The following is a 21,983-nucleotide window of genomic DNA, read 5'->3' on the forward strand; positions in this document are numbered from 1 at the left end:
GACTTGTGATCAAGAGACAGGCCGAAACCAGGGTGGAACGTTTGGCAGCCCGCCTACGCTGAATAGCATTGGCATTTGGCAACAAGGAGACAAAGATAAAAGCCGTTGTAAGCGGGTTAACAACAACAAAGAGTGCAGTAATGGCAATTAGCCAATAATCAATTAATAAGGTTACAGACATCATCTATCCAGAGTTCAGGCGGTGGTTAAAAGGTAATAACTGCTTATTCTAGCAGAATTTTTTAAAAAACATCCTGCTATGCATATAAGGGCTATCACAGTCTCTGCATAAAAACCTGTTAACACTCAAGGATTTAAATAATGTTAACCCGCTGGCACTCTTGCCAGCCTTTTTGCTACAATTGGCGCAATTTTAATCTGTACAGGAGTACGGTTATGCCCGTCAGTTCGCAACACAAGGTTTATTTGCCCGCGTCGGCCCGCGATAATCAATACCTGCTGGCTGAGTTTGTTTTGTCCGATGAGTTGGTAGCCCGCTACCCGGCAAGCAGCACAGACACCCCCTACCTGGCGCTGTATCAGGCGCTAAGCCAAAAGCTGTTTGAACTGGCCGATCAGTTTGGCCTGCGCAATGTGCACCTGATTGCAAACGGTAAAACCCCGGTAGTGCGCTTCCACCAGGAAGCCTATGTGCTGCAAACCGCCGAGCAAATTCTGTTTTTCTATAACCCCAGCTACCATGAAGCCCAGCATAGCTTCTATGATGCCAAAGTGCGGGCACGGAAAATTAGCCTGTTGTTTCTGGCAACCGAGCAGCCACTGCGCTCTAATGCCGCAGCCTTTCACCAGCAGGTGACGACATTACTGACTGAGCTGCGTAACCGCCTGGCATTGGCAGAGCTGAAAATCAAAGTCCGTGATCACCAGCATCTGACCTATGATTTATTCGCCAAAGCCAAAGGCAGTAAAGAAAGCTACGGCTATAAACTGCGCTCTATCGATGCCCGCTATAAAGCCCGGCAAGCTGAACTGCCGGCCCATAGCGCCCTGACTTATGTGATTGTCAATTTACCGCTCAGCCGGCGGCTAAAAGAGCAGGTAAAGCTGGATCTGCACAGCAGCAGCCCCTATCTGCCGCTATATCAGCATATCGCCGATCACTTTGTCTCGGCCTGTCAGCAAGAAAAACTGCAACATCTGGCCGTGCTGGCCAATGGTTTGTTACCGCTGGTCCGCAACAGCCAGTTTGATAAAAGCAGCCAGGGCACAGAGTTGCAGATGATTGGTTTTGACCCCAGCGCCAAACAAGGCCAGCTGGTCAGCGATCTGCAGGGTGATAAGCTGGTAGAAATGATGCAGCTGATCATTTTCGCCACGCCAGACGACCAAACCGATATGGGTTATGGCCGCTTTATGAATGAAGTAGAAAGCGCGCTGCGTCGTTTTGCTAAAGCTTTGAATCTACAACCAGAGCGCGATGATTTAACGGTGCGTTTCCATCAGCATATTAGTTACCATAACTAACCGGTTCAGGCTCAGGGCCCTGTTTCAGGCCCTGAGTTATCCCCCTTCTAGTCTCGCAAGCGCCACTCCTCGCGGGCAGCATAGAGCACCGGTACCATAAAGACGCTCAGTAGCACAAACAGCATGCCGCCAAGCGTCGGTATTGCCATTGGGATCATCAGATCAGCACCGCGGCCAGTGGAGCTGAGTACCGGTAATAGTGCCAGTATCGTGGTGGCCGAGGTCATTAAACAGGGGCGAATACGTTTTAACGCCGCCTGACTCACCAGTTCCCGCACCTCGCTGCGACTTGCCGGTTTCAATGTCGCAAACTGCTGCTTCAGATAGGTTGCCATCACTACGCCATCATCCACGGCAATACCAAACAGCGCGAGGAAGCCTACCCAGACGGCAATACTCAGGTGGTAGCTCTGTAACTGGAACAGCTGGCGCATATTGATCTCAAACCAGTCGATGTTTAAAAACCATGGCTGCGCGAAAAGATCCAGTGCAATAAAGCCACCAGCCCAAGCCACCGCTATACTGCTAAAGATCATCAGCGCAGTCGTCACCTGCTGAAACTGCAAATACAGCAACATAAAAATCAGTACCAGCGACAGCGGGATCACCCACTGCAAAGTGTTACTGGCACGTTGCTGATGCTCAAAACTGCCGGCAAAACTATAACTGGCGCCGGCTGGTAGTTGCCAGTCACCCGAGGCAATGGCCTGTTGTAAATAGCCGGCAACCGCATCGACGACGTCAACCTCAGCCCAACCGCTTAAGCCACCAAAGGTCACATAGGCGGTTAAAAAGGTGTTTTCGGCGCGGATCATCTGAGGCCCGCGCTGATAACGAATTTCCGCTAGCTGTGTCAGCGGTACCGGATAGCCCGCTGGGGTATCAATCAGGATTTCAGAGAGTTGCTCCAGACTATCACGGCGCTCACGCATATACCGCACCGTGATACCATAGCGCTCGCGCCCCTCCACAGTGCGCCCCGCCTCCATTCCGCCTACTGCAGCGGCGAGATTTTGCTGCACCTGCTGCATACTCAAACCATAACGGGCAATGGCGGCCCTATCCGGGACTACCTCCAGATAGGGCTGGCCAACCACCCGCTCAGCACTGACCGAAGCAGACTGTACCCCGGGCGCCTGGCGTAGCAGTTGCTCCAGCTCTACCGCTAAGCCATCCAAGGTCTCAAGATCCGGCGCTGAGAGTTTCACCCCCATGGCCGCGCGCATGCCGGTTTGCAACATCAGTAAGCGGGTTTCTATCGGTTGTAACTTCGGCGCCGAGGTCACACCTGGTACCTGCGCTGCACGAACGATTTCCTGCCAGATATCGTCGGGCGATTGAATATGCTCGCGCCATTGCCGGTATGGCCGGCCCTTTGCATCTTCAATCAACTCGCCATTCGTATCGCGGATAAAGTCACCACTCTGGCTATCGACTTTAAAGTAACGCCGACGGCCGCGTTCGTCAGTTTTAAATTCGCTGTGATATTGGATCAGGGTTTCAATCATGCCAAGTGGCGCCGGATCCAAAGCCGTTTCTGCCCGGCCAATTTTACCCACAACTGAGCGTACTTCTGGGATCGCCGCAATGGCGGCGTCCTGTTGTTGCAAAATCGCCAGCGCTTCGCCAATAGAGGCATGCGGCATTAAGCTCGGCATCAGCAAAAAGGCGCCTTCATCCAGTGCCGGCATAAACTCCCGCCCCAATCCAGGATAACGGTGGGTTAAATGCACCCAGCTCTCGCTATGCCTGATATGGTTAGCATCACCGCCCAGCCCGGCATACAGTGCCGGTACCCATCCCAGCGTCTGCTGTGCCCCCAGCCACACCGTCGTACCGTAGCCGATAATTAGCAACGGTAAACACAAAAACAGCACTTTAACGCGTAAAAATAGCGCGAGCAGGAAGGGGTAACTCCATAAAAACAGCAGAAAGCCGCCCAGCACCAATAGCAACAGCAAGCTAACAAAACTCCAGTTGGCAAACTGGCCGGCCATAGGCCCAAGCGGCAACCAAACCTGGCTTAGAATACTGACCGCCGCCACTAACACTGCCAGGATGAGTAATTTGTGGCCAAGCGACCACAGCCAGGGCGTCCTTAGCTGTGCCAGACGCTGGCGCAATCTAAGTATGCGCTGCGCTAAGACTGGTTGCTGGTGTTGTAAATGGGACCAAAGCCGATGTCTCAAGTGGGAATGAGCAAGCAGCACCAGTCCATAGAACAGGGTCGCCCAGCCAAGCAAGCTGTAACCTGACCAGACAAAGAGGATAATAAGCGCCAGCAATAACCACCAACGCCGGCTACTCAATAACCAGCGCTGCCAGTGGCTGCTTAATTCGCTGCGGCGCCATTTAAATAATAAACACAGAATGACTGGCAATACGGTTAACGCCAGCAACGCAGCAGCAAGCAAGACGAAGGTTTTAGTATAAGCCAGCGGACCAAACAACTTTCCTTCGGCACCGGTCATGGTAAACACCGGTAAAAAGCTAATGACGGTGGTACTGATAGCGGTAAGAATAGCCGGCCCCACTTCGGCACCTGCTTTTTTAACCAATGCGATACTGCTAAGGTCTGGCTCCTGTTGACGTTGGCGTAACAGGTTCTCACTGACGATAATTCCCATATCGACGATGGTCCCTATCGCAATGGCGATCCCGGCCAGAGCCACGATATTGGCATCTACTGCCAGCCACTTCATCGTAATAAAACTCAGCAGTACCGCCAACGGCAGCATCAGACTGACGGCAAGCGCAGCGCGAAAATGTAACAGTAATGCCAGTACCACTACTATGGTCACCAGCAGTTGCTGGGTTAATGCATCCTGCAAGGTGCCGAGGGTTTCATCAATCAGTTCGCTGCGATCGTAAAATGGTACAACCGTCAGCTGACTTAGGGTTAACCAAGCAGGCCAAGCATCGCCAGGAGTGGTTCTAAGGTAATTGAGCCAGGCTTGCTGGCTGGCGCTATCCCGTCCTTGCCAGGCTGGTAGTTGTTGCAAAGCAGCAAAGGACGCCACTTCAGATGCATTCACCTGCTGCCAATCGATCACCGCTTTCGCTGGCAAACCACGGCTAACTTCGTCTAAACGACGCTTGACATTCTCAATGGCCCGGCGCGGGTTATAGCCCTCGCGTACCGTTACCACCCCACCCACAGCTTCGGCACCGTTCACATCTAATGCGCCGCGCCGCGCTGCCGGACCAAGCTGAACTCTGGCCACATCACTGACCCGGATCGGCGTGTTGTCCGCTGCCAGTCTTACCACCGCCTGCTCGATATCGGCCAGGGTTTTAATATAACCTACGCCGCGGATCAGATACTCGGCGCCGTTAATTTCGCGACTGCCGGCACTGACATCCAGATTTGACGCCATCACAGCATCACTCACATCCGCCAAACTGACCTGAAAAATACGTAACAGGTCCGGGTTTACTTCCACCTGATATTCACGGACATAACCACCGATAGAGGCAACCTCACTGATCCCCTCAGCCGCCAGTAAGCCGGTACTCAGATACCAATCCTGCACCGTGCGCAGCTCATCGAGATCCCAGCCACCGGTCGTTCTACCGGTAGGATCACGGCCCTCAAGAGTATATAAATACACCTGCCCCAGCGCCGTGGCATCAGGTCCGAGCGTCGGCTGCACCCCATCCGGCAGGGTACCCGGAGCTAAGCTGGCCAGTTTTTCGAGTAAACGGGTACGGGACCAGTAAAACTCGGTATTATCGTCAAAGATCACCGCAATGCTGGAAAAACCAAACATTGACACCGAGCGCACATCTTTAACTCCCGGCACCCCCATTAGAGCGACGCTAAGCGGATAGGTAAGTTGATCCTGCACGTCCTGCGGTGAACGGCCTGGCCAGTCAGTAAAAACAATTTGCTGGTTTTCACCCAAATTTGGAATAGCATCCACCGCTACTGGCTCAAGCGGCATACCGGTTTTCCAACCAAAGGGGGCGTAGGCAACACCTGCCAGTAACAGCAATGCTGCCAACAACATCACCAAGAGTTTTTGCGCTAAACAGGTGGCTAATAATCGCTCAAACCAAGGACGCACCGGCATGTCAGTGTTCATGCGTCTCTCCTGATGCGAATTGTTGCTCAACCTCGCCACAACGCAGCATCATGGCACCAAAATAGGGATTCAGAATATTTTGCTGTGGCTGTAACCAGGCAGCACCGTCGCCATTGCGCGCCATTGGGCAAAACGCCCGATACCAACCCGGTGCAATCACACCCAATTCAGCCAGACGCAACAAACCTAAGTTATGCTGGTAAAACTGCGCTCTGGCGTCAGCTAAGCTGGTCACATCGTCGATCTCATCGCGGCCATGCTGCAGTGCAACGACAATCCGTGGAAAATTCGCCGGCCAGTTGATTTGCGCAACTAACTGTTGAAAACGAGCGGTTCCAGCTTGCCACTCACTGAGGTTATCTTCGGTTAATGCCAGATAGAGTTGCTGATAGGCCGCCAGTAAGCTTTGGTGTTCGGTGTCGGTTAGACGAAAATCGACTTGTGGCGCCTTGTCAGTGACTGGCTTTATCACCGGAGTCTGATCCTTCTTGTCTGAGGCAACGGCATGCCGGTGTCCGGCATGCGGATCTGCACCGCCACCAGGCGACATCATGCTGGGCAAGCCACGGATCTGTAGCTCACTATCCAATCTGAATGCACCTTTGCTAACCACCAACTCATGTTCGTTTAAGCCAGCCAATAGTTCGTAATGGTCACCCAAACGTCGTCCCAAAGTCACTTCACGCCCGGCATAGGTAGGTCTTTCGTCGTCTAATTTCACATATACCAGCGCCCGCTCACCGGTTACTAGCACCGCCGAAACCGGAATTAACAATGCCTCAGTCTGTTCAGTGCTGAGGGTGGCGTTGGCCAGCATACCAGGCTTTAACCTGCCATCCCGATTGGGCAGTACCGCCCGCAGCCGGGCCGTACGCCGGTAGCTGTCGACCTCCGGCTCTATCAGCTGCACTTTGGCTTCCAGCGTTTCACCGGGCAACGCCAGCAGCGTAACCTGCAGTGTCTGTCCCGGCCGGATATCGCCTAACTGATGTTCGAACACCTCAAGCTCCAGCCACAGCGTCTCAAGTCCCAGCACCGTAAATAATGGCTGACCGGTGCTAACATAGGCCCCACTATTAACCATGCGCTCCATCACTCGACCAGAAACGGGTGCAGAAATGGTCACCGTATCCTGCAGGGTTTCTCGTTGCAGGATCTGCTCAATCTGAGCCGCCGGCACCCCGAGCAAACGCAAGCGGCGGCGGGCAGCATCCAATGTACTGGCGGCAGGTAAACCTGCGCCACGGCCAGCAGACAACTGCTTGGCTTGCAGTAACTCCTGCTGGATCACGATAAGCTCAGGATTAAAAATTTCGACCATAGGGTCACCTTCGCGAACATCCACTGCCGTGGTAGCCAGATAAAGCTGCTCAATACGCCCGGAAGTCCAGGCACTGATGGTTTTAAGTCGACTCTGATCAGCCGCCAAACGCCCCACCAGTGACAGGCTAGCCGAGGCTTTCTGTCTCAGAACCGGTGTTAACTCCGGTTGCAATAACGCATTGGCCCGAGGGCTTAACCGGATCACAGCATCATCTCCTTCTGGCAAGGGATCATCATCCTGCTCAACCGGAATTAAACTCATACCACAGATGGGGCAGCGATCGTTTGGATTTTCAGAACGAAAATGCGGATGCATCGAGCAAGTATAAAGTGTGGTTGCTTGTGGGCTGAGCGCGGCAAGTGCACCTTGCTGTGCCACTGCCGACGCCTGCGGCTTAGCATGTTGATGCTGCTCAGAAGCATGTTGATGTGGCATAGCCATCAGGTTGTAACTAATTAGCACACACCAGCCAAACAGCATCTTGCTATAAGATTGAGAACGAAACATAAAATTATCCTGCCGGGTAAATACAAATAACACTACACGCCAATGCATGCAGCCCAATCTGAATCACTGCAGGTGTTAAATTAATAAGGCAGATTTTTGAATGTAAAGCGGGGTCGTTCGGGGATAAGGCGGACTGACTACCTGAGATAAAATCTGCTGCCCGGCAACAAGGCCAGGCTGCACTAACTCAATGATGGCATAGGGCCACAGCAATGCTGCCGGCAACTCAGGCGTTACCGTTTGTACCGCCTCTAACGCACAGCCACTGCATAAATCATGCAGTAGCTGTGGTTCTTGCGTTAACTGCCCGGTTACGACACCATGGCAAGGTGGCTCGTGCTGCAGCTCTGCACTATGATTTGCTGCAAATAGCTGACCACAGAACAGCAAACACCAGGACAAGGCAAGGCTAACCATCATCGGGATGGCCCAGATTTTTTGCCGTTGTACAAAAGTGCTGAGCATCTGCAGTTACCAGAGTTGAGATGCGCTTAATTTACGCTTTTGTCTTGTAATTGTCAAAATTATTAAGGCAAGTAGATCAAAACACAGGCCAGATTAAGTGGCAGAATGCAGCCGATACCACAGGGCAGAATATTTGCCTGCAGAGGAAAAGTTCGCTAAAGTTTACGCAGAATTGAATGCTTAGGTGCCCTAATGCGCTGTACCGCTCTGCTGATGATTGCTGCCTTGCTGCTGAAAAGTGTGACTGGTTTTGCTATGGCTGGTTGTCATCTCGGGCACCAGCCTGCAGAGTCAGCCAGCAAGCAGGTTGATAGCCATGCCCAGGCCAGTGATAACAGCTCAGCTCAGTTAGCCAGTGCAGAACCTTTAAACAGCACAGTGGAATTACCTCGTCAAGCCGATGTATCTCAGCCTGAGGCCGCCGCCAAAGCGACGACTCCCGTCTGTAGTCTGTGCGCAAGTTGCTGTGTCACCGCTACGCTGACTTTCGAGCAGAGTTCGCCTCAAGCTACCCAGGTAACGGATCCCATCCCTAGCCTGGATTTTATTGATTTAAGCGTTTTGTTAAACCGCGCCACCCAACCTCCCTAAACCTGCTGATAGATTTGGTTTTAAACCCAGTTTAGCAAGGCTGTCTTGGTCCAAACCAGGGCATGCTGTTGTACCCCATACAAAACCAATTAAATTTTTGAAGGAAATGATGATGAAAACTTTAGCTAGCCTGATGGCAGCCCTGATCTTCTTTGCCCTGCAATGCACTGCAGCTTTAGCTCATACCCCACTAATGTTCTCTATTCCGGCAAAGGACGCCGTGCTCACAACATCCCCTAAAGTGGTGATGCTACACTTTGGTGATCCGGTGCGGATGTTATCGCTGGAGCTTACCTTGGATGAAGAGGCCATTGAATTTGGCTTTCGCCGCAATACCGAAGCCACCGATCATATTGAGTTTACACTGCCGGCACTGAAGGCTGGCAGCTACCAGTTTGCCTGGGCTGCCATAGGCGCTGACGGCCACAGGGTCAGCGGTGTCATTGACTTTAGTATTGATCCAAACGCAACAGAATCCTCCCCTGGCAAGCAACCTGAAGCGGATGAGCACCAGCACCATCACGCGAGACTGCTGACATTGCAGTCACAGGGCATTTAATCATGTACTGGGAGCAAGGGGCTGCCGCAAGCCGGATCTTACTTTATCTGTGCACGGCCATCACACTGGGGCTGGTGCTCTGCAACTGGCTGGCACAGCGGCACCGGCTTAGCGCACCGCTAAGCCGGCCTGGTCAGGCGCTGGTGTTTGGCCTGGGTGCTTTTAGCGTGCTAAGCAGCTTTCTGCTGCAGGTAGGAACTATGGCCATGGCGGGCATGGGAGGCATGTTTGATTGGGAACTGATGCAATTTCTGTGGCCGGACGCCGCAGGAAAAACGCTGTGTCTTCAATTGCCGGCCTTTGGCTTGCTGTTGCTTAGCCTGTTGCTTCTAAAGGTTAAATACCTGCCAATTCTGCTGCAAAGTCTGGCATTGCTATTACTGATGTTCGGTTTCTTGCAAGGCGGACACCTGCTGCGCTTTGGCCTGCCAGGGCAGTTGCTGCTGCTAACACATCTGTTGGCTGTTGGCTTTTGGGTAGGCTCCCTGCCACTGCTGTGGCGGCTTTGCCGCCATAGTCCAACCGCAAGGCTGCATGCGTTACTGCGCCAGTTTGGTCAGATCATGATCGGGGTTTTGCTGCTAATACTGCTGAGCGGCGTCAGCATGCTGTGGCTGCTGTTATCCGCGCCAGAGCATCTTTGGAGCACTAGCTATGGCCAACTGCTGCTTGCTAAAATACTGCTGGTTATTGGCTTGCTGAGTTTAGGAGCCTTGAATAAACTCAGGCTGGTACCCGCACTGCAACAACATTCAGATCCAAGGCGGTTGCAAATGGCTATCGTCGCAGAAATGCTGCTCGCCACGGCTATTTTTGTCATCACCGCAGTGGTGACAGTGATCGTGGGCTGGTCCGGTTAGGAGGCTAAGATGAGTACTGAAATGCTGCTGACACATCTGGTGCTGGGCCTTTATAGCCTGGCACTGACCGCGGGGATCTATGTCCACCATCAGTTAAAAACTCAGGGCCATGCTATGCAGCATCTGGCCCTGGTGTTGCTATTACTGATTGAGGCGGCAGGTTTAGTCTGTATCTTTTACCACCTGTTAAAACCGCTATTGCGATAACGCTGGAAAAGCCATAGCCGCTACCGAAAGCGCTGCAGCCGCAAGGCATTACTCAGTACAAAGATACTGCTTAATGCCATAGCGCCAGCCGCCAGCCCCGGTGCCAGCAAGGTGCCGGTAAACGGATACAGTACACCGGCTGCCACTGGGATCAGCAGCACGTTGTAGGCAAAGGCCCAAAACAGGTTTTGCCGGATATTGCGCATCACAGCGGCACTTAACTGCAGTGCCTGCGATACGCTTCCTACATCACTGCGCTGCAACACCACATCGGCCGCTTCTATCGCCACATCGGTGCCGGTACCAATGGCGATGCCGACATCGGCGGCGGCCAGCGCCGGCGCGTCGTTAATACCATCACCAACAAAGGCCACCTTGCCATACTGCTGCTTTAGCTGCTCCACTAATTGTTGCTTACCCTCGGGTAATACCCCCGCCCGCACCTCGCTAATCCCTAGCTGTTTTGCCACTGCCTTTGCCGTTGCCAGCTGATCACCGGTCACCATCACCACCGTCAAGCCGGATTGCTGCAAGGCTTGCACCGCCGCCTGACTTTCCGGTCGCAGCTGATCGGCCAGCGCTATCATCGCCAACAACCGCTCAGTATCCGCTAAGAAAATTACCGTTTTGCCAGCCGCCGTTAACTGCTGCAGCTGCTGTTGTTGGCTGGCATTCGGTAGTTCCTCTGCCGGGAACAGTGCCGGCAACTGCTCAGCCAGCAGCCGCAGATTCCCCAGATAATAACGTTTACCGTCAACCAAAGCTGTAACGCCCTGACCATTAATGGCCTGAAACTCCGTCGTTGCCGCAAAGGGTAACTGCTGCGCCTGAGCGGCCGCGACCAGCGCCTGCGCCAGCGGATGCTCGGCAAACTGCTCTAGGGCGGCGACGAGAGCTAATACCTGCTGTTCGCTTAGATCGGCCGTCGCAATGATATCAGTCAGCGTCAGCTTACCCTGAGTCAGGGTACCGGTTTTATCAAAGGCCACCAGCTTGACCTGCTGCAATTGCTGCAAAGCCGCGCCCTGGCGAAACAGTATCCCCAACTCAGCCGCGCGGCCGGTACCGACCATAATCGACACCGGTGTGGCTAACCCCATGGCACAGGGGCAGGCAATAATCAGCACGGCCACCGCGTTCACCAGGGCCTGCGTTAAGGCTTGCTCACCACCCAGCCACAACCAGAGCAGCGCCGTTAGCAGCGCGATCACCAGTACCACCGGCACAAATACCGCGGTAACCTTATCGACCAGCGCCTGAATGGGCAGCCGGCTACTTTGTGCCTGCTGCACCAAGCGGACAATTTGTGCCAGCACCGTTTGCTCGCCAACGGCCTCAGCTTCACAGAGCAGCGCACCAGCAGTTCCATTAAGCGTACCGCCGGTGACCACAGTACCCGCCTGCTTTGCCACCGGCTGCGGCTCGCCGGTGAGCATCGACTCATCGACCCAGGATTCACCGCTGATCACCCGTGCATCCGCAGCAATCCGCTCACCCGGACGCACTAAAAACTGCATGCCGACCTTGAGGTCCGCCAGCGGCAGATCCTGATAGTTATCATTCACCCGCACTCTGACCTGACTGACTTTTAAGCCCAGTAACTTGCGGATAGCAGCACCGGTGCGGCCCCGGGCCCGCCCTTCCAGATAACGCCCAAGCAGGATCAGGGTAATAATCACCGCTGCCGATTCAAAATACAGATGCCGGCTAACCTGGGGGATTAGCTCAGGGGCAAAGGTCACCAGCGTCGAAAAACTCCAGGCCGCAAAGGTACCCAATGCCACTAAAGAATTCATATCCGGACTTCGGCGCCACAAGTTCGGCAAACCAATGCGGAAAAAATCCCGCCCCGGCCAGGCCAGCAGCAAAGTGGTCAGCGTAAATTGCAATAAGGCGGAGTGCTCCGGCAGTAATACCCGCTGTAACAGCGCGGCAAAAGCCGGTAGCAGATGCCCACCCATCTCCAGCACAAACACCGGCAGTGTTAAGGCCAGCGCCAGCCAAAACTGACGCTTTAAGCGACGTTGAGCCGCCTGTTGCTCCTGTTCGGGATCGGCGTGCTGCTCATCCACGACCTTAGCCTGATAGCCCAGCCGCTGCACTGTTGCCAGTAACTCGCTGGTCTGTGCCAGCCCACTGATGCGGCTAAGTTGTAGCTGACTATTGACCAGTTGCACCTGCGCCGTTAATACGCCGGGGATCTGCCGTAAGGCCTGCTCAATTTTGCTGACACAGGACGCGCAATGCATACCGCTGATACTAAACAGTAAAGCTTCGGTGCGGGTCGGATAACCAGCCTGATCCAGCGCACTCACAACCTGGGGCAGTACTGTCGCGGCTTCCAGGCTTAACTCGGCGTTGCCACTGGCCAGATTAACATTGGCTTGCTGCACGCCTGGTACAGCACTAAGTGCTGTTGTCGCGCGGCGCACACAGCCGGCACAGGTCAGTTTGGTAACAGGTATCAGCACCTTCAGGTTCGCTGCAGACATGGCAAGTACTCCATCAGATAGTTCAGTCAGCGCATTGTGCAATCTGGAGTAACTCCAGAGTCAAGCAGTATTAACACGCTTTTTTCGGACTTGACTCTGGAGCTGACTCCAGACTTATACTTAAACTGTCGGGCGGTAGTGACAGACCGCCTTCGCAGCAATAATTTTAGCAACTCAGGTATCCGGTATGAAAATTGGCGCACTGGCTCAGCAATTTGACGTCACGGTAGATACGATTCGTTTTTACGAAAAACAGGGCTTACTGGCAACAGCTCCACGCTCTGGCGCCGGCTATCGCCAGTACAGCACAGGCGATGTGCAACGCTTAAGTTTTATCCTGCGTGCTAAGGCTATTGGCTTTAGCTTACAGCAGATCCGCGAGTTGCTGGCCATTGAAGATAACAAAAGTGCCTGGGTCTGCGCTGATGTTAAAGACAAGGTCGCGTTAAAAATTCAGGAAATAGAGCAACAGCGTGCCGAGCTGCAACGGCTGCAACAGGCACTGCAGCAATTACACAATGCCTGTTGTGGTGGCACAGTCAGCGCCACCGCGTGTTCTATTCTGGCTGCGTTGGCTCAGGCTGAGCCGGTGTAGCTTGGGCATTATCCGCTGGCAGCGCCGGGATAAACCCAGGCCGCCGATACGCGGCCAGTTGCTGCTCCAGCAAGGCGGCGATGCGGATTAACTCCGGCTCTGACCAGGGTAAACCGACCAGGCTAATGCCGAGCGGCAACACCCCGCTATAGCCACCGGGTAAGGTAATAGACGGATAACCGGCTACCGCCGCTGCCGTCGAGGTGCCGAAATTAAACTGATCGCCGTTGACATGATCAATAGGCCAGGCCGGACCATAGGAGGGCAAAATGATCGCCGAGAAACCCTGCTGCAGATACTGGTTAAGTGCGGCCTCAGCCAGAGCGCGGCTTTGTGCCAGCGCGGCAATATAGTCGGCTTCAGCAGCAACCAGATCGATCGCCGCCGCCTGCTCCAGATATTCCTGACCAAAAAATGCCAGTGCCCGTTCGCCCTGCGCGCGGTTAAACGCAACAAGCTTTTGCAGCGTATTGACCTGCTCTGGCACCTGATAGTCAGTTAGCCACTGCTGCAGATCGCGGGCATATTCGTACAGCAATACACTAAACTCAGCCTGATATAAGTCAGACGGTAACTGCCATTCCGCCGTTTCCACCACCTCAAAACCGGCCGCCGCTAATGCCTGAGCGGTATTATCCAGCATCGATACCACGGCAGGCTCGCGCTCGTCGTAAGCGCGCACCAGCAGGACCTTGCCGGCATTCGCCGGCTGCAGTGCCGCTGCTGTCAGCGAAGCCGGAATGGCTTCACGGGCGGCCGGCGTCAGCATGGCCTCCAATAACAAGGCGGCATCATAGATCCGGCGTGCCATAGGGCCGGCAATATCCTGGGCGCTGGCGATCGGAATAATACCCTCGCCGGACACAGCCCCCCGGGTGGGTTTAATACCGACGATACCATTAATGGCAGACGGGCAAATAATAGAACCATCCGTTTCAGTACCTACTGCCAACAACCCAAAATCCGCTGCAATAGCCGCCCCGGCACCGGAGCTGGAACCACAGGGCGTATGGCTCAGCAGATGCGGATTACGGGTTTGCCCACCCAGGGCAGACCAACCACTGGCCGAGTTTTCACCGCGAAAATTCGCCCATTCTGATAAATTGGTTTTTGCCAGAATCACAGCACCAGCCTCACGTAACTGCCGCACCAATTCTGCATCCTGCGAGGTTAAATGCCCCTGTAATGCCAGAGCACCCGCAGTGGTAGGCAATTGATCAGCGGTAGCGATATTGGCTTTTAACAGCACCGGCAACCCATGCAGCGCCGAACGGACCCGACCAGCCGCCCGCTCTTTATCTAATTGCTGCGCCTGCGCCAAGGCGTCCGGGTTAATATCGGTAATGGCATGTAGTTGATAGCCTTGCTGATTATGCTCGGCTATCCGTGCCAGATAAAACTGCACTAACTGTTCGCTGCTTATCTCATTACTGGCTAACGCCTGCTGCGCCGACCGGGCATCCAGCCATTGTAAGTCACGCCCCGGCGCGGCTTCTGGTAACGGCGCTGGCCGGCAGCCCAGTAATAACAGTGTTAAACCTAATCCCAGTAAACGCATACAGCCTCATTTTCTGTTATGGCAATGGCTTTAGCTTACTGCCAGGCGCGCCCGATTGCAGGGCCTTTTACCGCAGCCCCCTGCTGCTGGTCGCAACGGAGCAATGGAACTTCTAAAGCATTGTCTGACCAAAGTGATGAAAGCTAAGGCATTATCCTCTAAACTATATTACTAAGCCCGCCTGTAAACCAATAAGGATCGGTTAATGAAAAAATTACTCTGGTTAATTCCGGTGAGTCTGCTCACCTTGCTGCTGGTGGCCTATTTGCTGGCCAACAGTATTATTAAAAGCATCTTAATCAGTGAGCTGGAGCAGATCACCGGCGCCGAAGTGAATGTCGACAGTGTATCGCTGCGCCTGTTACCGGTATCGTTGCAGCTTGATGGCGTACAGCTTACCGATCCGGCAAAGCCAGATTTTAATAGCATCAGCTTTGCCAAAGCCTATGCCCGAGTCGACCCCTGGCCGGCCTTAAAAGGTTATTATATCGTTGAAGAGCTGGAAGTACTGGAGCTGGCATACGGCAGTCAAAGAGCCCGGCCCGGCAAGGTATACCGGGTACCGCCGGCCAATGATAATGCGCTGGATTTAGCCTCTTTACTGCAAGTCGAGATCCCGACCGCTGATGCCATTCTGGCCAGAGCCAATCTACAGACGCTGCAGCAGGGCGAACAGTTACAACAGCTGGCCGCGCAGCAGCGCCAAAAAATGACCACCTTGCGCCAGCAACTGCCAACACCGGAACAGCTGGCTGAGTTTCAAAGCAGCATTAAGGCGCTGACCGACAGCCGTATCAGCGACGCGGCAGATCTGGCAGCCAAAACCCAGCAATTAACCAGCCTGCAGCAACAATTACGCACTGAACGCGACAAGCTGCGCGAGTTGCAACAAAGTCTAACCGAAAGCCGCGATAGCCTGAGCGCTGCCGTTAAAGCCGTACGCACTGCTGCCGAGCAGGACTGGCAACAACTGCAGCAGCTGGCGAATATTCAGCAAGGCGGCCTGGCACCGATTTTCCAGATCCTGCTGGGCGATGTCTGGGCGCGTGAGATCCAGAAACTGGAAGCACTCTATCAATTAGCCAAACCCTATTTGCAGCAGGACGGCGAACCGGCCCCGGCAAAACCGCTGGATCCGAATCAGCCCTTTCCGGATTTCTGGGTTAAAGAAGCGCGCATTCAGGTGTTACTGGCTGGCACCGAGAGCCTGCTAACCATGCAGGACATTACTACCCAACATCAACTGATCAATAACGTGGCAACCCGCTTTAAACTGAATGTCGCGGGCCTGCCCAGACTGGATAAGCTGCAACTTAATGGCGATTTTGCCATTCTGGAGCAGATGATCACTAACCTAAGCTGGCAGCTGGAAGGCATGGCTCTGGAAAATCTGACATTGGGCCGCGAGCAAAATGCGCTGACACTGCTGGCGGGCTTATTTAGTGCCAATGGCTCACTGAAACTGACCGATGATCAGCTAAAACAGCAGGCCAAAGTGCTGTTAAAAAATGCCCGCTTTGACCAAACCGGCAACCGCTATCTGGACCAGCTCGTCACCTTACTGAACCGCCAGGGACAGATCCCGCTGGATGTGCTGGCAGAAGGCTTGATCTCCAATCCGCAAGTGACAATCCGCTCCTCACTGGATCGGATGTTGGGTGATGCGCTGCTGGGCGAAGCCAAACAAAAAATCGCGCAGCTACAAACCCAGCTGCGTACCGAATTGGATAACCGCCTGGCGCAGCAACTGGGACCACAGCAAGAGTGGTTAAACCTGTTGCAGCAACAAGAAACCGATAGCAAGGCCATGGAAGCCAAACTGGAAGAACTGCTAAATGCCAAAATGGGTAATCTGCAGGATCAGTTACGTAACCGGCTGCGTGATCGGCTGAGTGGCGGTTAAAAGCGCAGGCGCCGCCGCATCAATCAGGCGGCGCTTTTTACAAATATAGCCCTATCTAGAATCAGACTGTTATTCGCCTTGCTGCTTTATTATAAATCGAGCGTTACCTGGCGGTCTTGGTTGAAAACGTCTTAGCTTAAAACTGCCTGGTTGAACCAAGTTGCCGTGTAGCTCTGAAAACAGGTAACCGTTTATCATGCTAGTGCTGTTGCGATGCAGCAGCACTTTATTAGCAAAAACATTATGCGATGTACGAATAAATAAGATATTTCCAGCCTCATTAATTTTCCCGGCTTCAAAGAAGGCTTCGTCGGTAGAAGCAGTTCCTGTAACATAACGGATAAAACGGGAGCGCCCTGTTTTATTAAACTCCAGAAACACCAGATCCCGCTTTTCATCCTGCTCAAGAATACCCAGCCACGGCCCATAATGGCCATCTTGAACCTCATCAGTACTAACATTATGTTCAACGAACTGTTTATAAAAGGCGATATGCTGTTCGGTAAAACGTTTTACTGTAGATTCTCCGGCTTGCTTTAATAGCAAATAACTGTTGCTGGACCATGCCTTCCCTTCTTGATGAGTCGTAATGTCTAACACCCGCAGACCTTGATCGAATTGCGGAGTAATAATTAAGCGGATTCTTGAATCCAACCAGTTGGGATTCACAACGTCCAAGATACATTCTGAAGCTGAGCATTGCAGTTGTTCTTCAGAAAACTCCACTACAGAACCGGAAGTAAAAGCATCAACAATGCTGAACCGTACCAGCGCATGCGGAGGCTGTTCGTTGATTTGCAACTGCTCAAACAGCCACCCTTGAGCATTAACGCCCTCATATAAACCCACGCCCGGGCGAAACTCCGTATTCTGCGCCAGACTTACTTTTGACATCACAGCCAACAGCCCACACAGGCTGATAAAACGAAGCAGTTGCATCCTTTCTCCTAATTAGTTTCGCTGTATAACATCGCACGGTCTCACTATTTAGCCTCTATGTAGAAAATTAGCAGGCCAGTCAAACCACCGAATGAAACCAGATGCGTTTATATCTTCCACGCAGAGGTTCGATTCTAGGCGATGTTATAACTTAGATGAAACCAGTAACACTGATATTTTCCAAAACTTTTCCCGTTGTTACTCGCCTTTCCTCTTGCTCTGTGACCAATAATCCGGCTCAGCGACCAGTTATCATAAAATACCCCAGGCGGACAAATAGCGGCATTATGCTGTAAGCTCAACACGCCCTACTACGGAGGACATGCGATGAAAAAGATTTTACTGAGCAGCAGCCTGTTACTGGCCAGCTTTGGCAGCCTGGCTGATGATTACAGCGGTCACTGGCGCGGTGTACTTGAGCTGGCTCCTGGTGTCGGTATCGTGCTGGGAGTGACGCTGACAGCAGAAGATAACGGCCACCAACTTTCGTTGTTAAGCCCAAATCAAAGCCTGGAAGCTATTCCGCCCAGCAGCATGACGCTGGAGGGCACGCACCTGAAATTTGCCGCTGATTCATTACGTGCCAGCTTTGATGGCCGCTTTGCCGGCGAAACCCTGGAGGGGGTCTTTACCCAGGGCCGAGCAATGCCCATTACGCTCACCCGGCTTAGTAAAACTGATCTGCAGCGTTTGGAACATGAACAGCAGTGGGCGGGCGATCTGGCACTGAGTAATAACGCCAGCTTGCCGCTGGTGTTAAATGTCGCCGTGATTGCCGGCGGTTATCATGTGACCCTGGATAGTCCGAAACAACAGAGTTATGGGATTCCTGTCGACCAGTTTAGCGTCAGCGATAGCCAGCTTAATTTCAGCGCTAAAATGATCAGCGCCAGCTATCAGGGGCAATGGCAACAAGATCAGTGGCAGGGTACCTTTATTCAGGGCCGGGCCATGCCGCTTAATTTAAAAAAAAAGCCCTGACACCCACTGAGCCACTGACGTTACAACAGTTACCCGGCTGGCTAAAACAGGAGTTTGGCCAGCACGGCGTGGCTATCGCGCTGGTAGACGGGCAGCGGGTGCAGTATCAACTGCATGGCCTGGCCGACACCCAACCACAAGCCGCTAGTCAAGCAGTGGACCGGCAGACCTTATTTGAAATTGGCTCGATAACCAAACCCCTGACGGCGCTGGCAGTATTAAGCCTGGTACAACAAGGGCGCTGGCAACTCGACCGGCCGCTGGCACAGCAGTTTGCCCGCCCGGAACTGGCTAAACATCAGTATAGTCTTGCCGACTTACTGACTCATCGCAGTGGTTTGCCAAGGCTGCCGGCTAATTTACCACTGGACGACTTACGTAACCCTTACGCCAGCTATCACGATAATCAGCTGCGTGCCGCCCTCACCACAACCGACTTTACTGAGCGCCAGTTTGGCTACTCCAACTATGGCTATGGTCTGCTGGGTTGGCTGTTGGCGACTGAGTTAAAGCAGCCCTATGCTGAACTGATGCAGCAGCGTGTATTCCAGCCACTGGCGATGCCAACGGCCAACGTGCAACTTTCACTGCCAGAGCACACCGGCACAACCGCAGTGTGGCCTAAACTGGCCCGTGGTTATGCCATTAATGGTGAACAGGTCGCGAACTGGCAGTTTGATAGCCTGGCCGGTGCCGGCGCGGTCATCGCCAGTATTGAAGATATGGCGGGCATGCTTAAGCACATCTTCGCCACGGCCAACACCGACCCGCTACTGCAGTTATGGCTGACACCACTGCCACTTAGCGACCAACCGGCGATGACACCGGGCTGGATGCTTACCTCTAAGGGCTGGCACTGGCATGCCGGTCAAACCGCTGGCTTTAGCAGCCTGGTGGTATTCGATCCGACACAGCAAAAGGGGCTGGTGATCCTGAGCAATATTGCGCTACCCGTTACCGAACAGGGCATGGCATTATTTGCCGACTGGCTGGCTAAGTCCTCTACAACCCTTTTACCACAGGATAAACAACCATGACGTTAAGCCGGTCAGCGAGTTATGCGCTACTACAATGCAGTGGCTGGGGGCTGCTATACGCCCTGCTGAGTCTGATGATCTATAACAGACCGGTGTTTGTTGCTACCGAACTGCTATATGGTGCGGTGCTGGTCGGCAGTACCGGCCTGGGTTCACATCTGTTGCGTAGTGTGTACCGGCGAAAACTGCAGCAGGCTGGCGTAGTGCGCCAGGCCACCAGCTTACTAATTGGCAGTATTTTGGTTGCCGCCGTAGCGACCTGCCTGCTACTGATGGTATTTTTTCTGTTGAGTCTTACCCAATACAGCTTTCCTGTCCCTGCCGCACAACGCTGGTTTGTCATTAAACATATCTTCAGCGGTAACTTTTTAAATATGCTGCTGGCGATGTCGCTCTGGTCAGCGCTCTATTTCGCCATCACTAAGGTACGACAGCTGCGACAAACCACCGCCTTACTGCAAGCCACCCAACTTGATGCCTTACTCAATCAGCTACAACCGCATTTTCTGTTTAATGCGCTAAATAATATCCGTGCGTTGATTCTGGAAGATCCGGAAAAAGCCCGCGAGATGTTAAGTGTTCTGGCGGATATGTTGCGCTACAACCTGGACCCACGAGCTGGTGTTAAAGTGCCTCTGGCGCAGGAGCTGGAAGTTGTGCAGCATTATCTGGCGCTGTGCTCGATTCAGTTTGAGCAACGTTTGCGCTATCAACAGCAGATCCCGGAGGCCTGTCTGACCTTGGCCGTACCCAGGTTATTGCTGCAACTCTGTGTAGAGAATGCGATTAAACATGGCATTAGCCAGCTACCGGCCGGGGGTTGCATTGCGATCAGCGCCCGGATTACCGATAATCAGTTGTGTTTAACGGTTAGCAATGACGGCCAACTCCAACCAGGTACCACCGGCACAGGCGTAGGACTGGCTAATATCCGGCAGCGGCTTGATCTGCTATATCAGGGCCGTGCCAGTTTGCAACTGACACAGCAACAGCATCAGGTGCTGACTGAGATCTGTCTGCCCATGGAGTCGCTCGATGAAAGTACTGCTGGTTGACGATAGCCGCTTAGCCCGGCTGGAGCTGAAAAATCAGTTAAAACACTGCCCACAGATTGAGCTTGTTGGCGAAGCGGCCGATGTTAGCCAGGCATTACAACAGATCGCAGACACTGGCCCGGATTTATTGCTACTGGATATTGATATGCCCGGGGCAGACGGCTTTCAGCTGCTAGAGCAACTGGCGGAGCAGAATAAGCTGCCGCATGTGATCTTTGTCACCGCCTTTGACCAATACGCACTCAAATCCTTTGATTACCACGCTACTGACTATCTGCTAAAACCTGTTACCCTACCCCGCTTACAGGCCGCGCTGGCAAAGGTGCCGGCACCCAGCCAACGCCCGCAGATGACATTGCAAAGCCAGGTGTTTTTAAAAGACGGTGAGCGCTGCTATTTTGTCACGCTAGCCGATATTTACGCCTTTGAGGCGCAAGGCAACTACACCCGGGTGCACTTTGCCGCCGGTAAACCGATGATTTACCGCAACCTGAGCGCGCTGGAGCAAAAATTGCCCGCCGAGACCTTCTTTCGCGCTAACCGCAGCTGGATTATTAACACCCAATATATCCGGCAGATCGAACCGACTATCAGTGGTGGTTTTGAAGTGAGTCTTAGTGCCGAACTGAGGGTAGAAATTTCCCGCCGTCAGGCCAGCACTTTTAAACAGGGTTGGAGTTTGTGATATCTAAAAAAACCGGCTCCAGGACAGAATAACGGAAAAGCCGGTGTCGCGGTCAGTATTACACCAGCTTTTCGTTACTAAATAGTTAAAATATAACGATGCTTATCTTGTAAATTATTAATAATTGCCTAAGCTGTAATTTTCACCTGATCTAATAACTCATTGGAGCGATAACAATGAAAATCACCGCATTATTGCTACTGACCTTGTTCCTCGGCGGCTGCGCTCTGAAACCGACTCTGGAATCTGAATTGATTGGTCAGGCACGTCCGGCCATTGCGCCTTCTGAGGTGGTATTGGTAGAACGTTTACCGGAAAAGTTTGACAGAATTGCGGTATTAACTGCGATGAGTCCACCGCGGTTAAGTGCAACAGATCCAAAGCTGACTGACGAATTATTAGCGTCGCTAAAAACGCAAGCAGCTGAAGTCGGGGCTAATGGTCTGATTCTGACTACACTGCATGATGAAACAAAGCCTGTCAGGCGAACTGGTAGCCTTGATGGTAATCAAGGCTTTGCCATAACTGAAAACCAGATCCAACGTGTTGCTCAGGCTGTCGCTATTTATATTGATTAACCCGCGATCAGGGAAGCCAGGCGACTCTGCCTGGCTACTAACGGCTTACGAGGTTAAATGTACTAGCTCAGACTTGA

General features: G+C 53.1%; 19 protein-coding genes. 12 read left to right on the forward strand and 7 right to left on the reverse strand.

Annotation, left to right across the window (positions count from 1 at the left end; all coding sequences use genetic code 11):
• A partial coding sequence (locus A9165_RS14120; protein ID WP_304440048.1) for a MarC family protein occupies positions 1 to 181 on the reverse strand: 181 nt, incomplete at its 3' end.
• A 215-nt stretch (positions 182 to 396) separates the two neighbouring features.
• Here A9165_RS14120 and A9165_RS14125 point away from each other — a divergent pair.
• The gene (locus A9165_RS14125; RefSeq protein WP_065956376.1) at positions 397 to 1,485 is read left to right on the forward strand and encodes a DUF3083 family protein; all 1,089 of its coding nucleotides are present in this window, start codon (positions 397 to 399) and stop codon (positions 1,483 to 1,485) included.
• A gap of 47 nt (positions 1,486 to 1,532) precedes the next feature.
• On the opposite strand, the gene A9165_RS14130 is transcribed toward A9165_RS14125, so the two are convergent.
• The 3 genes from A9165_RS14130 to A9165_RS14140 form a co-directional block, all read right to left on the reverse strand.
• Complete coding sequence (locus tag A9165_RS14130; RefSeq protein ID WP_065956377.1) at positions 1,533 to 5,570, reverse strand: efflux RND transporter permease subunit; 4,038 nt, start codon at positions 5,568 to 5,570, stop codon at positions 1,533 to 1,535.
• Complete coding sequence (locus A9165_RS14135) at positions 5,560 to 7,401, reverse strand: efflux RND transporter periplasmic adaptor subunit (RefSeq protein ID WP_255365733.1); 1,842 nt, start codon at positions 7,399 to 7,401, stop codon at positions 5,560 to 5,562. The genes A9165_RS14130 and A9165_RS14135 overlap by 11 nt, the downstream gene beginning before the upstream one ends.
• Before the next feature lie 75 nt (positions 7,402 to 7,476).
• On the reverse strand, positions 7,477 to 7,866 hold the full coding sequence (locus A9165_RS14140; protein WP_065956379.1) for a hypothetical protein: 390 nt from the start codon (positions 7,864 to 7,866) through the stop codon (positions 7,477 to 7,479).
• A 192-nt stretch (positions 7,867 to 8,058) separates the two neighbouring features.
• On the opposite strand from A9165_RS14140, the gene A9165_RS14145 reads away from it, so the two are divergent.
• From A9165_RS14145 to A9165_RS14160, 4 genes are all read left to right on the forward strand, one after another.
• Positions 8,059 to 8,457: a hypothetical protein gene (locus A9165_RS14145; RefSeq protein WP_008951089.1), complete on the forward strand. Its 399-nt coding sequence runs from the start codon at positions 8,059 to 8,061 to the stop codon at positions 8,455 to 8,457.
• Positions 8,458 to 8,569: 112 nt separating this feature from the next.
• A complete protein-coding gene (locus A9165_RS14150) occupies positions 8,570 to 9,016 on the forward strand; it encodes a copper resistance CopC family protein (protein ID WP_008951088.1) in 447 nt (148 codons plus the stop codon).
• 2 nt (positions 9,017 to 9,018) lie between these two features.
• Positions 9,019 to 9,876, forward strand: coding sequence for a copper resistance D family protein (locus tag A9165_RS14155; protein ID WP_065956380.1), 858 nt, complete (start codon positions 9,019 to 9,021; stop codon positions 9,874 to 9,876).
• Positions 9,877 to 9,885: 9 nt separating this feature from the next.
• Positions 9,886 to 10,083: a hypothetical protein gene (locus tag A9165_RS14160; protein ID WP_008609138.1), complete on the forward strand. Its 198-nt coding sequence runs from the start codon at positions 9,886 to 9,888 to the stop codon at positions 10,081 to 10,083.
• 20 nt (positions 10,084 to 10,103) lie between these two features.
• Here the strand turns inward: A9165_RS14160 and A9165_RS14165 are convergent, their stop codons facing one another.
• A complete protein-coding gene (locus A9165_RS14165; RefSeq protein WP_065956381.1) occupies positions 10,104 to 12,575 on the reverse strand; it encodes a heavy metal translocating P-type ATPase in 2,472 nt (823 codons plus the stop codon).
• Between the two features lie 187 nt (positions 12,576 to 12,762).
• On the opposite strand from A9165_RS14165, the gene zntR reads away from it, so the two are divergent.
• The gene (gene zntR, locus A9165_RS14170) at positions 12,763 to 13,170 is read left to right on the forward strand and encodes a Zn(2+)-responsive transcriptional regulator (protein WP_065956382.1); all 408 of its coding nucleotides are present in this window, start codon (positions 12,763 to 12,765) and stop codon (positions 13,168 to 13,170) included.
• Here zntR and A9165_RS14175 read toward each other — a convergent pair.
• A complete protein-coding gene (locus tag A9165_RS14175; protein WP_065956383.1) occupies positions 13,133 to 14,728 on the reverse strand; it encodes an amidase in 1,596 nt (531 codons plus the stop codon). The genes zntR and A9165_RS14175 overlap by 38 nt on opposite strands.
• Positions 14,729 to 14,933: 205 nt before the next feature.
• Here A9165_RS14175 and A9165_RS14180 point away from each other — a divergent pair, with 205 nt between their 5' ends.
• Complete coding sequence (locus A9165_RS14180; protein WP_065956384.1) at positions 14,934 to 16,631, forward strand: TIGR03545 family protein; 1,698 nt, start codon at positions 14,934 to 14,936, stop codon at positions 16,629 to 16,631.
• 69 nt (positions 16,632 to 16,700) lie between these two features.
• Here A9165_RS14180 and A9165_RS14185 read toward each other — a convergent pair whose 3' ends face one another.
• Positions 16,701 to 17,570 carry a hypothetical protein gene (locus A9165_RS14185; protein ID WP_065956385.1) on the reverse strand — a complete coding sequence of 290 codons (870 nt, stop codon included), beginning with the start codon at positions 17,568 to 17,570 and terminating at the stop codon, positions 16,701 to 16,703.
• Positions 17,571 to 17,897: 327 nt separating this feature from the next.
• Here A9165_RS14185 and A9165_RS14190 point away from each other — a divergent pair, with 327 nt between their 5' ends.
• From A9165_RS14190 to A9165_RS14210, 5 genes are all read left to right on the forward strand, one after another.
• Positions 17,898 to 18,551: a hypothetical protein gene (locus A9165_RS14190; RefSeq protein WP_065956386.1), complete on the forward strand. Its 654-nt coding sequence runs from the start codon at positions 17,898 to 17,900 to the stop codon at positions 18,549 to 18,551.
• Positions 18,552 to 18,619: 68 nt separating this feature from the next.
• A complete protein-coding gene (locus tag A9165_RS14195; protein WP_065956387.1) occupies positions 18,620 to 19,588 on the forward strand; it encodes a serine hydrolase in 969 nt (322 codons plus the stop codon).
• Positions 19,585 to 20,643, forward strand: coding sequence for a sensor histidine kinase (locus tag A9165_RS14200; protein ID WP_065956388.1), 1,059 nt, complete (start codon positions 19,585 to 19,587; stop codon positions 20,641 to 20,643). Before A9165_RS14195 ends, A9165_RS14200 begins: the two co-directional genes overlap by 4 nt.
• Positions 20,624 to 21,328 (forward strand): LytTR family DNA-binding domain-containing protein, encoded by a 705-nt coding sequence (locus A9165_RS14205; RefSeq protein WP_065956389.1) that lies wholly within the window; start codon positions 20,624 to 20,626, stop codon positions 21,326 to 21,328. Before A9165_RS14200 ends, A9165_RS14205 begins: the two co-directional genes overlap by 20 nt.
• A 176-nt stretch (positions 21,329 to 21,504) precedes the next feature.
• On the forward strand, positions 21,505 to 21,906 hold the full coding sequence (locus A9165_RS14210; RefSeq protein ID WP_065956390.1) for a hypothetical protein: 402 nt from the start codon (positions 21,505 to 21,507) through the stop codon (positions 21,904 to 21,906).
• Positions 21,907 to 21,983 lie beyond the last annotated feature (77 nt).

It is taken from the genome of Alishewanella sp. HH-ZS, from assembly GCF_001704375.1.
Lineage (GTDB): Bacteria > Pseudomonadota > Gammaproteobacteria > Enterobacterales > Alteromonadaceae > Alishewanella > Alishewanella aestuarii.

What these genes read in the sequence shown, in the direction of transcription:
- A9165_RS14125 (WP_065956376.1), top strand. Translation starts at nt 397, where the DNA reads ATGCCCGTCAGTTCGCAACACAAGGTTTATTTGCCCGCGTCGGCCCGC.
- A9165_RS14130 (WP_065956377.1), bottom strand. Translation starts at nt 5,570, where the DNA reads ATGAACACTGACATGCCGGTGCGTCCTTGGTTTGAGCGATTATTAGCC.
- A9165_RS14135 (WP_255365733.1), bottom strand. Translation starts at nt 7,401, where the DNA reads ATGTTTCGTTCTCAATCTTATAGCAAGATGCTGTTTGGCTGGTGTGTG.
- A9165_RS14140 (WP_065956379.1), bottom strand. Translation starts at nt 7,866, where the DNA reads ATGCTCAGCACTTTTGTACAACGGCAAAAAATCTGGGCCATCCCGATG.
- A9165_RS14145 (WP_008951089.1), top strand. Translation starts at nt 8,059, where the DNA reads ATGCGCTGTACCGCTCTGCTGATGATTGCTGCCTTGCTGCTGAAAAGT.
- A9165_RS14150 (WP_008951088.1), top strand. Translation starts at nt 8,570, where the DNA reads ATGAAAACTTTAGCTAGCCTGATGGCAGCCCTGATCTTCTTTGCCCTG.
- A9165_RS14155 (WP_065956380.1), top strand. Translation starts at nt 9,019, where the DNA reads ATGTACTGGGAGCAAGGGGCTGCCGCAAGCCGGATCTTACTTTATCTG.
- A9165_RS14160 (WP_008609138.1), top strand. Translation starts at nt 9,886, where the DNA reads ATGAGTACTGAAATGCTGCTGACACATCTGGTGCTGGGCCTTTATAGC.
- A9165_RS14165 (WP_065956381.1), bottom strand. Translation starts at nt 12,575, where the DNA reads ATGTCTGCAGCGAACCTGAAGGTGCTGATACCTGTTACCAAACTGACC.
- zntR (WP_065956382.1), top strand. Translation starts at nt 12,763, where the DNA reads ATGAAAATTGGCGCACTGGCTCAGCAATTTGACGTCACGGTAGATACG.
- A9165_RS14175 (WP_065956383.1), bottom strand. Translation starts at nt 14,728, where the DNA reads ATGCGTTTACTGGGATTAGGTTTAACACTGTTATTACTGGGCTGCCGG.
- A9165_RS14180 (WP_065956384.1), top strand. Translation starts at nt 14,934, where the DNA reads ATGAAAAAATTACTCTGGTTAATTCCGGTGAGTCTGCTCACCTTGCTG.
- A9165_RS14185 (WP_065956385.1), bottom strand. Translation starts at nt 17,570, where the DNA reads ATGCAACTGCTTCGTTTTATCAGCCTGTGTGGGCTGTTGGCTGTGATG.
- A9165_RS14190 (WP_065956386.1), top strand. Translation starts at nt 17,898, where the DNA reads ATGAAAAAGATTTTACTGAGCAGCAGCCTGTTACTGGCCAGCTTTGGC.
- A9165_RS14200 (WP_065956388.1), top strand. Translation starts at nt 19,585, where the DNA reads ATGACGTTAAGCCGGTCAGCGAGTTATGCGCTACTACAATGCAGTGGC.
- A9165_RS14205 (WP_065956389.1), top strand. Translation starts at nt 20,624, where the DNA reads ATGAAAGTACTGCTGGTTGACGATAGCCGCTTAGCCCGGCTGGAGCTG.
- A9165_RS14210 (WP_065956390.1), top strand. Translation starts at nt 21,505, where the DNA reads ATGAAAATCACCGCATTATTGCTACTGACCTTGTTCCTCGGCGGCTGC.